We start from the raw sequence: 12,514 nt of genomic DNA, 5'->3' as shown, positions 1-12,514 counted from the left end.
GGTTCCTCATCCTGAGTGTGCTACTTCCTTGACTGATTATCTCAGCCATCCTTTTAAAGGAATCATCATTTAAAAGTAGCATACTCAATATGGAACAACCAATTTGAATTGTGTTAAGAATTAAGACGTTAATGACCGTTTAAATCATTAAGTACAGCAGACCTAAAATAAATAGCGCTGCCATAATAAACAACAGGAAACTTAAAACTTTGGTCGTGGTTGACGCGGTATCTGTGTTCTCTTTTTTGATTTTATTCTTCTTAGTAACGTACAGCACCATTTTTACATGCTCGATATTGTCCTCGAGATAATGCTCGCCTTCAGCTACAAAACCTAGCGACTCGTAAAAGTTGAGTAAGTAAGCCTGTGCCGAGATGATAATCGGGCGCTTTTTACCGTACTTTTTGCGGCACTGTGCAATAGCCTGATTCATCATTTGTCGTGCTAGGCCATCACCTCTGTGCTCTGATAGCACAAGAACTCTACCGATGGCAGGCATCTCAGTATGATTGGTCTTAATGGCAGGATCAGCTACTGACAAGTTGGATTTCAGCTTATTAAACTCAGGTGGAATGATACGGCAATAGCCTACCAATGCTGCGTTTTGATGAGCGATTAGGTGCAAACAATCAAAATCCACTTCATCCATATCTTGATAGGCACAGTTTTGTTCGACGACAAACACTTGCGAGCGCGCCTTTAAAATATGGTAAAGATCAACTGAGGTCAGCTCGTCAAAGGTTTTTAGAGAAAATTCACAAGTCATAGTGGGCTAGCTTCTGGCAATAGGCGGTAAAAGAGTGGCATTATAACGATTTAGGTCGGTATTCACCATGCCTAACCGTTTAGGGTCTGGCTGATTTTATCTAAGTTTAAGCTATCAGACATAGCGCTAAAGATCTCAAAGTATTTGCCGCGCTGAGCATAAAGCGCTTCGTGCGTACCTGTCTCAACCACTTCGCCATTTTCTATCACGACCAAGTCATCGGCATCAATGATTTGAGCGATATTGTGCGAGACCATAATGACGGTACGGTCTTTTTTGATCAAATCTAAGCTTTTTTTAACCTGTTGACTGGCGATAGCATCGAGGCTGGCCGTCGGCTCATCCAAAAATACAATAGGCGGATCTTTTAAAAACATCCTTGCCAATGCGATACGCTGCTGCTGTCCACCTGATAGGGACTTGGCCGTACTCTCGTAGCCATCAGCCAACCCTATAATCTGCTCGTGTATAGAGGCTTTTTTTGCAGCAACGATGATATCATTTTCGCTAGCATTCATATTCCCATAGCGGATATTTTCACTGATCGTCCCTGAAAAAATATGATTACTCTGCAGTACCAGACCGATGCGCTGACGCAACTCGTGAGTATCACAATCGGCCAAATCATGCCCATCTAGGCAGATCGTGCCAGCGTCTGGCGCGTAGAACTTGACCAATAAATTAATAATCGTGCTTTTGCCAGCGCCAGAGAGACCAACCAGCGCAGTGATACGATTGGGCTTAATGGTGAAACTAACGTCTTTGAGCGCTTGCGTGCCATTAGGGTAGGTGAAGTCGACATTTTTAAGCTCGATATGGCCTTTTAGATTCTCACTACTAATACCATCGATATTTTCAACCTGCTTATCATCTTCTAAAATATCAAAAAACCCTTCGGCATAGGTTAATGCATTATTGATCTGGTCGTAGATACGGTGTAATTGACGGATAGGGGCGGCGACGTTTTGAAACAGCATGACATGAAACAAAATCATGCCAATGGTCATCTCACCTTGCAGCACAAAATAAGCGGTAAGCAAGATAATAACCACGACACCAATCTGCTCGATAAAGGTTTTGATAGCGTCATAAACAAAACCAATACTGCGAATACGCAGCTGATTATCCGTCATTTCTTTTTGAATGGCTAAGTGCTTCTCAGCTTCGATAGACTCACGAACGAAAGATTTGACGACGCTGATCGAATTGATCAAGGAGATTACCAAACCACTTTTGGCTTCGCGAAACCCGCGCATCTGCCGACGAAAGCCTTGCAGACGGCGTGCTTGCTTTTGGCTGATAAAAAAGTAAATAGGTATGATGACAAGGCCGACCATGCCAACCCAAAAATTGGTCGAAAACATGATGATAAGTGCCACAATCGCATTGGCAAATAGCGGTAGCATATCGATAAAGAAGTTTTGCACGAGGCTGGTTAAACTATTAACACCGTAATCAATACGGGTTTGCAATTTACCACTGTCGTTCTCACTGCTGGTATAAAACGCCATCCGATAGGTCAGGATGCGTTCAATGATTTTTTGGGACAAATCACGAGACAAGTTGATGCGAATTTTTTCACCAAAAAAACGCTGACCAAAAGAGATGAATATCGACAGTATCTCTTTGGTCAGCAATACCGCACTAATAATGCCTAGCATACGCAGACCTGCCTGCCATGGCTCGGCAAGCGTGGCAATCTCGGTCAAGGTATCGACGGTATAACGCAGTACAAATGCATTGACCTGTGCGGTAAAGGAGCCTAATGCGGTCAGCGCCAAGGTAGCGATAATAAGCAAGCGATAAGGTTTAGCAAATACCGCCAGTTTTTTTAGAATATCCCACAGCAGCGCCCGTCGTTCTTTTTTCTCGACGGGAGGTTTTTTATCTAATTGCACACGGCGTGGCTGGGGAGATGTTGGCATAAAACTCTATCGTAAATTAAAATAAGCCATGGCTACGCTTAAAATGCATCCGCTGGTACAAAAACTTCACCAATCATAATACGCCTTGCTGAGCGACTCATCGACACTTTTTTGGCTTGCCAGCTTCCATCGACCAGTTCGGTCTTACCGCCGACGAGCAATGTCCCTGATGGATGACCAAAACGTACCTCTGACAAGTCACCACCACCAGATGCCTTATTAACAAGCGTGCCTTGTGTAGTCGCTGCTGCTGCAATCGCGACCGCGGCTGTGCCCATCATCGCATGATGCAGCTGTCCCATACTCATGGCACGTACGACTAAGTCAATCTCGTCTGCATCGACCGATTTACCACTAGAGGCCGTATAGCTCTGTGCTGCACCCACCCAAGCAATTTTAGGAATGTGTTGGCTAGTCTGTGCTTCACTTACGCTTTCAAATAATCCCATCGCCACGCCGCCTGTGGCACGAATTTTCTCAAGGGTGGCAAGTAGCTCGCCATTGCTATTGATGTCGCCTTGTAATTCAGTACCAGTAAAACCCAGATCTTCTGCGTTCATAAAGATGGTTGGTATACCTGCGCTGACAAAGGTGGCTTTGACGCTGTCAGAATTTAGACCACAGCCCGTCACATCGAAATCATCGACCAAGTTACCAGTAGGGAACATGTCGCTGGTGGCATCTACAGGATCGATAAACTCAATTTTAACTTCAGCCGCTGGAAAGGTCACACCATCTAATTCAAAGTCGCCCGTCTCTTGAACCTGTACTTTATCATTCATGTCTTTATAAACTGGGACATGGGCAATGATGGTTTTTCCGATATTCTCTTGCCAAATGCGTACTTCACAAATGCTGCTGTCTGCATGCTCATCGATGCTATTAGCAATCTTGTCGGCAGCGACTAGCCCCATGTTAATGGCGCAAGCACCAACGGCTGCGGTTAAGTTGCCGCAGTTACCCGCCCAATCAATCATAGGCTTGGCAATATTGACCTGCCCGAACAGATAATTCACATCGTGATCTGGTCTGTCAGAGGCCGATAAAATAACTGTTTTTGAGGTGCTAGAACTACCATTGCCCAAGCCATCGATTTGCTTACCATAAGGGTCGGGGCTACCAATGACGCGCAATAAGAAGTTATCACGTGACTCACCAGCAACTTGGCAGCGTTCAGGTAGATCAGACAATTTAAAAAACGTCCCTTTTGAGGTACCACCTCGCATATAGGTAGCCGGAACTGATAGTTGCGGGGCAAAAGAGGGCTTAGATTTAGGATTGATTTTAGAATTGGTTTGAGCCACTGTATTAAGTCCTTTTTATATTGTTATAAGATTGGGTGCGGTGTCATTAGCAAGTAAGTATGAACGACTAAGAGCACTCGTTAATAATGATAGCGACAAGAGATAATCGTCAGATAGTTGTCATCGACGGCGTATACCAACCGATTGGCATTATCGATGCGTCTTGACCAAAATCCGGATAGGTTCTCTTTTAGAGGTTCAGGTTTGCCAATACCTTCAAACGGATTACGCTTACATTCGGTTATGAGTTTGTTAATACGTTTAAGTGTTTTTTTGTCTTGGGTTTGCCAGTACAGATAGTCCTTCCACGCAGCATCTGTCCAAGCTAGTTGCTCACTCATTATTAGACCCTTTGAGTTGATTAAAGTCTTTGAGTTCAAGAATTTTCAATATCGCTATCCGTATGCTCATTGTCATCGCTGCTTTCTGCTGTATCAATTAGCTCACGTGTGACAGTCTTGCCAGCTTTATATTGGGCAATAGATTCCGCTAAGTGCGCCGCATTAGCAGGAGATTTGAGTAGATAGACGGTTTCCATCAGGCTATTGTAATAATCAAGCGACATCACAACCGCATCATTAGCGTCACGGCGGGTTACGATAGTAGCGTTGGCATCATCGTTTACCGTATCTAAGACGGACTTTAGATGCTTTCTGGCTTCTGAAAAACTAACGACTCTCATGGCTCACTCCTCTCATGATGTACTTTGTAACTTGTACAATATATAGTACATATTACGCCATTAATTAAGCAAACTCAATATTTAGCTACTACCTAATATTTAGATACAAATGAGGAAGCCAATGTATAGAACGTGAAAGCAAATAAAAGCCGATGTCATATAAACAAGTTATACAACATCGGCGACTTTTATATCTTGCTATTCATCATGCTAAAACCTACAGGATAATGCTAGACAATATCTAGCGTACCTTCGATAAACTCTTTAGCAAAACGTTGTAGCATACCACCAGCATTATACATTTTTACTTCATCAGCCGTATCTAAGCGGCAGATAATAGGTGTCTCAGTGGTACTACCATCGGCACGATGAATCACTAGAGTCATCAATCCACCAGCAGAGACTTCACCTGTGACATCAAAGGTTTCTGTACCATCGATATTTAACGTGTTGCGAGTCGTACCTTCTTCGAACTGTAGAGGTAGGGCGCCCATGCCAACTAAGTTTTGACGATGGATACGCTCAAAGTCTTCAGCAACGACGGCTTCTACGCCAGCGAGACGCACGCCTTTGGCAGCCCAGTCACGACTTGAGCCTTGACCATAACCATCACCTGCGATGATGATAAGCGGCTGCTCACGGTTCATGTAGGTTTCAATCGCTTCCCACATACGCATGACTTGGCCTTCTGGCTCGACGCGCGCCAATGATCCTTGGACAACTTCACCACTTTCATCACATACCATTTCGTTCAATAGTTTAGGATTGGCAAAGGTGGCACGTTGCGCAGTTAAATGGTCGCCGCGATGGGTGGCGTATGAGTTGTAATCTTCAGCAGGCAAGCCCATGGTATCTAGGTACTCGCCAGCTGCTGATGAGCCCAGAATGGCGTTTGATGGTGACATATGGTCGGTTGTGATGTTATCACCAAGTACAGCAAGCGGACGCAGGCCTGATAGTTTATTTTTCTTAGCCATTTTGCCTTCCCAATACGGTGGACGGCGGATGTAAGTGGTCATTTCACGCCAGTCATACAATGGGCTTAATGCATTACCTGTATCTTTTTTGGCTTCATCAAACATTGGGATATAGACCGCATCAAACTGCTCAGGCTTAACAGCCGCAGCGACGATGGCATCCACTTCATCATCATCAAACCAGATGTCTTTTAGATAGACGTCGTTACCATCTTGATCTTTGCCCAGTGAGTCTTTTTCGATATCAAAACGGATGTTTCCAGCGATAGCATATGCAATAACCAGTGGCGGTGATGCCAAAAATGCTTGTTTGGCATAAGGATGGATACGTCCATCAAAGTTACGGTTACCTGAGAGTACTGCCGTGGTAAATAAATCATTGTCGATGATTTCTTTTTCGATATCAGGATCTAGCGCACCGCTCATACCGTTACAGGTCGTACAGGCAAAGCCAACCACGTCAAAGCCAATCTCTTGTAGCTCAGGCATCAGACCAGCTTCTTCTAGGTACATTTTGACCGTTTTTGATCCGGGTGCTAAGGATGACTTCACCCAAGGCTTACGTAACAATCCTTTGGCATTAGCGTTACGAGCGACGAGACCTGCGGCAACCATATTGCGTGGATTTGAAGTGTTCGTACAGCTGGTGATAGCAGCGATAATCACGGCACCATCTGGCATCAAACCGTCTTTTGGTTCAGGCAATTTTTCATCAGGAGCATGAGCGATACCTTTGGCAACCAAATCATTGGTTGATACGCGGGCATGTGGACGTGACGGGCCTGCCATATTGCGGCCTACTGATGACAGATCAAACTCAAGCACGCGTGCGTACTCAGCTTTTTCCATACCATCAGCCCATAGGCCTGTTTGCTTGGCATACTGCTCAACCAGTTTAATCTGCTCTTCACTGCGACCAGTCAGACGTAGGTAGTCAGTGGTTTGCTCATCGATATAGAACATCGCGGCAGTTGCGCCATATTCAGGTGTCATATTGGAGATAGATGCGCGGTCACCAACAGTCAGCTGGCGTGCACCATCACCAAAGAACTCTATATAGGTAGAGACCACACCTGCATCACGCAAGAACTCAGTCATCGCCAGTACTAAATCCGTACCAGTAATACCTTTTTGCAATTTACCTGTTAGTTTTACACCTACGTAATCTGGCAGGCGCATATATGATGGATTGCCAAGCATCACGCTTTCGGCTTCTAGACCGCCAACACCGATTGAGATCACACCTAGCGCATCGACCATCGGCGTGTGGCTGTCAGTACCAACCAAGGTGTCGGCAAACGCGACTTCTTCACCTGATTTATTGTGGACGACCTGTACGACAGGCGACATTTTTTCTAGGTTAATCTGATGCATGATGCCGTTACCAGGTGGCACGACGTTTACATTGTCAAAAGCATACTGACACCAGTTGATAAAGTGAAAACGGTCATCGTTGCGGCGCTCTTCAATGGCACGGTTTTTCTCAAATGCGTCATCTTCGAAGCCTGCATGCTCAACAGCCAGTGAATGGTCAACAATAAGCTGAGTTGGCACAATAGGGTTTACTTTAGAGGGGTCACCACCTTGCTCAGCGATAGCATCACGCAAACCTGCCAAGTCAACAAAAGCCGTCTGACCTAAAATATCATGACAAACCACGCGGGCAGGGTACCAAGGAAAATCAAGGTCTTGCTTGCGGTCGATATGCTGTTTGAGTGCATTGGTTAGCTCTTCTGGTGGGCAACGGCGTACTAGGTTTTCACACAATACTTTTGAGCAGAACGGTAGTTTGTCATACGCGCCAGCTTCGATACTCTCGACAGCTTCGCGGGTATCAAAGTAATAAAGGTCAGTATCGGGAAGTTGTTTTTTGAACTTTTCGTTCATGGGTTGTACTAGGGCGTTGTCCATAAGTCACCTTTGGCTGTTGGCTAATTTTAATAAATTGTTAGTCGTCGATATCAGGTAAAAATTTATTCCTTTAGCAAAATCATCGGCTGTTGTAGACTTTGCTAAAGAAACGCAATAAAAGAGAAGCGCAGATTTATATGATGGGTATAAAAAAGAGCGTATGATTATTAAGCCCAAACCTAAACACGATCAAGGCTTAATTATCGTAACACTAGCATCTAGCAACATCGTTAGATGCTAATCAAAAGCTTAACGAGCACTCATATCTGGTACTGGACGTAGCTCTTCACCCGTATATTCGGCACTTGGACGAATGATACGATTGTTAGCACGTTGTTCAAACACATGGGCTGCCCAGCCAGTCAGGCGCGAACAGACAAAAATTGGTGTGAACAGTTTGGTTGGAATACCCATAAAGTGATAGGCAGATGCGTGGAAGAAGTCAGCATTACAGAACAGCTTTTTCTCACGCCACATGACTTCTTCACAGCGTACCGATACGGGATATAGTACTTCGTCACCAACGTCAGCAGCTAGCTTTTCAGCCCAACCTTTAATCACGACATTACGTGGATCTGACTCACTATAGATCGCATGACCAAAGCCCATAATTTTATCTTTACGAGCCAGCATACCCATCATCTCTTCTTCAGCTTCATCAGGTGAGCTAAAGCCTTCAATCATATCCATCGCCGCTTCATTCGCGCCACCATGCAATGGACCGCGTAGTGAACCAATTGCACCCGTGATACAAGAGTGAATATCAGATAGCGTAGAGGCACACACACGAGCGGTAAAAGTCGAGGCGTTGAACTCATGCTCTGCATAAAGGATAAGCGAGACATTCATGACTTTTTCATGCAGCTCGTTTGGCTTTTCGCCTTTGAGCAGATGTAAGAAATGACCACCAATGGTAGCGTCATCCGTATCGGTTTCAATACGCACGTTGTCATGACTGAAACGATACCAGTAGTTAATGATTGATGGGAATGTTGCCAACATACGGTCAGTTTGATCGTTCTGCTCAACAAAGTCAGTCTCAGTCTCAAGATTTCCAAGCATAGAGCAGCCCGTACGTAGCACATCCATTGGATGCGCATCGGCTGGGATACGTTCAAGCACATCTTTTAATGCTTGTGGTAGGCCACGTAGTTTTTTGAGCTTGGCCTGATAGGCATCAAGCTCACTTTGAGTAGGCAAGTTACCGTACAGCAGTAAATACGCCACTTCTTCAAAAATACACTTGTCCGCTAGCTCTGATACATCATAACCACGATAAGTCAAACCAGAGCCTGATTTTCCGACGGTAGATAGAGAGGTCTTGCCAGCGACTTGTCCGCGTAGGCCTGCGCCTGAGAGTTCTTTCTGTGCTGCCATGTTTACATTCCTTTTGTTGGTAGCTTTTTGAGTTGAGAAAATAATTACTTATAAAGAGAGTTCTTATAATTTATTTATTCAGTAATCCATGCATTGATGAATTACTGATATAGCACTGATTAATCATTGCTGAGTAGTATTTGGACCACCTAAATCAACGTTACAACGCTCAAATTCAGCTTCAATAGGGCCATTTAAAACTTCCATTGCGCTGCCTTCACCTTCTTCATTGTTGATCTCCATATATTTGACACCAAGCGGAGATTCCATAAACGTCTGAATTTCTGCCATTTCTTCTGGGGTAGGCTCCGCCATTGGCGTTGCCATTTCTTCACCATTCATGACACGCAGTTGCTCATTGCCAAAAGCAAGCATCTTCTTGCCCACGTCTGATGTATAAAAGTCATTCAACTCTTCCAATTCTGCATCGGTAAACTGACTCTTATAGAAGCGATCCACCTCAGCTTTACCCAGATTTTTGTCACGCGACCTGAGGCAGCTGACTTGCTCTTCACTAAACGCACCACTATTGATGATGGGTGCAAACAATAAGCTGTCTACAGTATCCAGCGTAATCGTGGTCATGATCAATTCATCTTGAGCATCAGTCTCTGATGGTGCAGCTTCGCTAACAACCGTTTCGCTTGTATCACTGGTGGTATCATCAACGGTTTCGGGTGTTTTATCACAGCCTGTCATCAATAACAGCGCCGCAAGCGTGCTACTAAGTAGTGAAGACTTAAAAACTGTATTGGCAGTAAAAAATGACATAAATAGCCTAAAAGTAAATGAAGACGGGTTTTGAAACGATAAAGTACTTACAGGTATTTATCGCTTCTCGTTGCTAATTAGCAATTATTAGTTATTAACTACTTATTATCAGCAAACAGCTTGTCTAGTGTCTGCTCAAACTCATGATAGTTCAAGAAATCATAGAGCTCCATGCGAGTCTGCATGGTATCGACGACTTTGTCTTGCGTGCCATCATCTAATAAATGTTGATAGACGTTTAATGCGGCTTTATTCATAGCGCGGAAGGCTGATAGTGGATAAAGCACCATCTCGACACCCACACTATACAACTGGTCAGTGGTATATAGATCTGTCTGACCAAATTCTGTCATGTTTGCCAATACTGGAATATCCAATACATCAGTGAACTTGCGATACATCTCGATATCAGTTAGCGCTTCTGCAAAGATCATGTCTGCGCCAGCTTCTTGAAATGCAACGGCACGTTCAACAGCAGCATCCAGCCCTTCTACTGATAGGGCATCTGTACGAGCCATTACCACAAAGTCAGGATCAGTTTTTGCGTCCAATGCCGCTTTTAGACGATCTACCATCTCTGAGATACTAACGATTTCTTTGTTAGGGCGATGACCACAGCGCTTTTGCGCGACTTGGTCTTCGATATGTACTGCAGCGACGCCTGCTTTTTCCATTTTTCTGATGGTTTGAGCGATGTTAAACGCGCCACCGAAACCAGTGTCGATATCAACAAGCAGTGGTGTATCAACTGCATCAGTGATACGGCGCGCATCTTCTAATACGTTATCAAGGCTAGTCATGCCTAGATCAGGCAAACCAAACGAGGCGTTGGCCACGCCAGCACCAGAAAGGTAAATAGCTTGGTGACCAACTTGAGTCGCCATCATCGCTGTGTAGGCATTGATAGCGCCTGCAATCTGTAGCGGTTGGTTGTTATCGTTTTTTTGAGTGAGGGCATTGCGAAAGCGTGCACCTGCTGAAGATAAAGTCATATGATTGTCCTTACGTAGAGGGAGAATATTCTAATTGTTGTCATTGATTATACTCAATTATTTGTCCCTGAAAAGCTTGGATAATTAGCTATTGATTAAATAAGCTAATAAATAAATACACTATTTTTAATAGTATTCGTAATTTAAATAGCATTATGCATTTATCAATACTTTCATATAATAACTATTCATATTGCTTAAAATTCTAACCTTGAAAACCTTGTGCCTTTTACATTTAGTTACAATTACCAAGACTATTACATCAGGGCTTTGCGATGATTCCCACTAAAAAGCCCTAATAGCTGAGCTATTAGGGCTTTTTTCTGTTTGAATAGTGAGTAGGGTGATTAAGCCTTGAATCTTATATTAAGTAAAAGCTAAGCAAATAGACCAGCAAGATTGGCTAAAAATAATAACGCAACACCGCCTAAGAATAATAAGCTTACAATCGAATATATATTCATACCTACTGATAGTTTTTGATGGTTCTTGACCAATGAATAATTCAACCAACCAAAAATAGGGGCTGAAACAAACGCTGATATCATAGCGAACTTAAGCATAGCGCCTAACTGTCCCGTGAAGAAAGTAATAATCACTAGACCACCACCGATGGCGTAAGTTGTCCAAAAAGCGATTTGTTTTTTATTAATCTCGCTTCCACCTTTGAGCAAACGCCAACATTCAGCATTGGTACGGCCATAACCATCAGCACAGGTAATGGTAGTACCAAACATGCACATAAAGGCGACGAAAGCGACCAGTAGTCTGGACCATTCACCGATAGTGGCAGTATACATATTGATAAGCTGATCAATATAAGCAACACCAGCAGTTTGGATTTCTTGTCCAGAGCCATACTGAACGAAAACACCTAAAGATAAAAAGAATAACGCTAAAATAGCAGACACCAAAAAACCCACATTGAAATCAAGTAAGCCTTGCTTATGAGTAGTATGATCGGTTTTTCGCTTCGCAGACGTCCACATCGAAGTAATAGCTGCAAATTCAAGCGGCGCAGGCATCCAGCCCATCAGTGCCACAATAAATCCTAACGTCGCTAAATTCCAAGGAGAAGTAGGAATAAAGTCAGGAGTCATCACCGTTGGCTTGCCAGCAGCAATCAGTACCGCTAATACGGTGGCAGAGACAAGGGCAATCATAATCCACTTAGTTACACCGTCTAGCAACTTATAGTGACCAGCGATCAAAAAGAACCATGAGACCGCTACGATGATTAAGGACAGTGCCATCGTCGACACCCCCATAGAGTCTGGGAGCATAAAGCCTAGTATCACTGCGGCAAGTAATGTCACTGCCCCTGTGCTAATCACCGCAGATAGGATAGACAAAACAAAGTAAACCCACAGGTACGCTTTTGAGCGTTTAGCATAACCTGCAATTAAACTTTCGCCAGTATCATAGACATAATCAGTGCCAAAGCGAAAGAAAGGGTACTTAAAGACATTGGCTAAGATGATCATAATGGCTAATTGCCAGCCATAGATAGCACCCGCCTGTGTTGATGAAATCAGATGCGAACCACCGATGGCAGCAGTTGCCATTAAAATACCTGGGCCAAAGATTCGCCAGCTAAAACCCTCTTGTTGCGAGCCAACGGTATCGTCAGGCGCAGCTGGGTTGTTGAGTTGTTGTGTGGTCATGAATACCTCGAAATGGTTAAAACGGCAAATTATCACTTACCTGTGTCAGCTTGCCAATGATCAGTAGAGAACCGCTTTAGACAGCGATAAAAATAAAACGATTCATCTTGAATCGACTTTAGCATATCAGCACTAATAAGGAGAA

At 43.9% G+C, this 12,514-nt stretch carries 10 protein-coding genes; all 10 read right to left on the bottom strand.

The window, feature by feature from the left end; genetic code table 11:
• Positions 1–139 precede the first annotated feature (139 nt).
• A complete protein-coding gene (locus ACT3QN_RS11410) occupies positions 140–766 on the bottom strand; it encodes a GNAT family N-acetyltransferase (RefSeq protein ID WP_444522525.1) in 627 nt (208 codons plus the stop codon).
• Positions 767–837: 71 nt separating this feature from the next.
• A complete protein-coding gene (locus ACT3QN_RS11405) occupies positions 838–2,691 on the bottom strand; it encodes an ABC transporter ATP-binding protein (RefSeq protein WP_444522526.1) in 1,854 nt (617 codons plus the stop codon).
• Positions 2,692–2,729: 38 nt separating this feature from the next.
• Complete coding sequence (gene prpF, locus ACT3QN_RS11400; RefSeq protein WP_444522527.1) at positions 2,730–3,995, bottom strand: 2-methylaconitate cis-trans isomerase PrpF; 1,266 nt, start codon at positions 3,993–3,995, stop codon at positions 2,730–2,732.
• 80 nt (positions 3,996–4,075) lie between these two features.
• Complete coding sequence (locus ACT3QN_RS11395; protein ID WP_444522528.1) at positions 4,076–4,336, bottom strand: Txe/YoeB family addiction module toxin; 261 nt, start codon at positions 4,334–4,336, stop codon at positions 4,076–4,078.
• A 35-nt stretch (positions 4,337–4,371) separates the two neighbouring features.
• Positions 4,372–4,677, bottom strand: a complete 306-nt coding sequence (locus ACT3QN_RS11390) for a type II toxin-antitoxin system Phd/YefM family antitoxin (protein WP_444522529.1) — start codon at positions 4,675–4,677, stop codon at positions 4,372–4,374.
• Between the two features lie 230 nt (positions 4,678–4,907).
• Positions 4,908–7,541 carry a Fe/S-dependent 2-methylisocitrate dehydratase AcnD gene (gene acnD / locus ACT3QN_RS11385; RefSeq protein ID WP_444522597.1) on the bottom strand — a complete coding sequence of 878 codons (2,634 nt, stop codon included), beginning with the start codon at positions 7,539–7,541 and terminating at the stop codon, positions 4,908–4,910.
• Between the two features lie 273 nt (positions 7,542–7,814).
• On the bottom strand, positions 7,815–8,942 hold the full coding sequence (gene prpC, locus ACT3QN_RS11380; protein WP_444522530.1) for a bifunctional 2-methylcitrate synthase/citrate synthase: 1,128 nt from the start codon (positions 8,940–8,942) through the stop codon (positions 7,815–7,817).
• Positions 8,943–9,065: 123 nt separating this feature from the next.
• A complete protein-coding gene (locus ACT3QN_RS11375) occupies positions 9,066–9,713 on the bottom strand; it encodes a DUF2059 domain-containing protein (RefSeq protein WP_444522531.1) in 648 nt (215 codons plus the stop codon).
• Between the two features lie 98 nt (positions 9,714–9,811).
• Positions 9,812–10,705 (bottom strand): methylisocitrate lyase, encoded by an 894-nt coding sequence (prpB, locus tag ACT3QN_RS11370; RefSeq protein WP_444522532.1) that lies wholly within the window; start codon positions 10,703–10,705, stop codon positions 9,812–9,814.
• Between the two features lie 377 nt (positions 10,706–11,082).
• The gene (locus ACT3QN_RS11365) at positions 11,083–12,369 is read right to left on the bottom strand and encodes an NRAMP family divalent metal transporter (protein ID WP_444522533.1); all 1,287 of its coding nucleotides are present in this window, start codon (positions 12,367–12,369) and stop codon (positions 11,083–11,085) included.
• Positions 12,370–12,514: the final 145 nt, after the last annotated feature.

Source organism: Psychrobacter sp. AOP7-C1-14 (genome assembly GCF_052376135.1).
In the GTDB taxonomy this organism is placed as follows: Bacteria; Pseudomonadota; Gammaproteobacteria; order Pseudomonadales; family Moraxellaceae; genus Psychrobacter.
Note: the sequence above shows the minus strand (reverse complement) of the source record. Positions and strands in the feature narration are given on the sequence as shown.

Excerpts from the sequence above, each read along its gene's own strand:
- ACT3QN_RS11410 (WP_444522525.1), bottom strand. The coding sequence starts at position 766 with ATGACTTGTGAATTTTCTCTAAAAACCTTTGACGAGCTGACCTCAGTT.
- ACT3QN_RS11405 (WP_444522526.1), bottom strand. The coding sequence starts at position 2,691 with ATGCCAACATCTCCCCAGCCACGCCGTGTGCAATTAGATAAAAAACCT.
- ACT3QN_RS11395 (WP_444522528.1), bottom strand. The coding sequence starts at position 4,336 with ATGAGTGAGCAACTAGCTTGGACAGATGCTGCGTGGAAGGACTATCTG.
- ACT3QN_RS11390 (WP_444522529.1), bottom strand. The coding sequence starts at position 4,677 with ATGAGAGTCGTTAGTTTTTCAGAAGCCAGAAAGCATCTAAAGTCCGTC.
- acnD (WP_444522597.1), bottom strand. The coding sequence starts at position 7,541 with ATGAACGAAAAGTTCAAAAAACAACTTCCCGATACTGACCTTTATTAC.
- prpC (WP_444522530.1), bottom strand. The coding sequence starts at position 8,942 with ATGGCAGCACAGAAAGAACTCTCAGGCGCAGGCCTACGCGGACAAGTC.
- ACT3QN_RS11375 (WP_444522531.1), bottom strand. The coding sequence starts at position 9,713 with ATGTCATTTTTTACTGCCAATACAGTTTTTAAGTCTTCACTACTTAGT.
- prpB (WP_444522532.1), bottom strand. The coding sequence starts at position 10,705 with ATGACTTTATCTTCAGCAGGTGCACGCTTTCGCAATGCCCTCACTCAA.
- ACT3QN_RS11365 (WP_444522533.1), bottom strand. The coding sequence starts at position 12,369 with ATGACCACACAACAACTCAACAACCCAGCTGCGCCTGACGATACCGTT.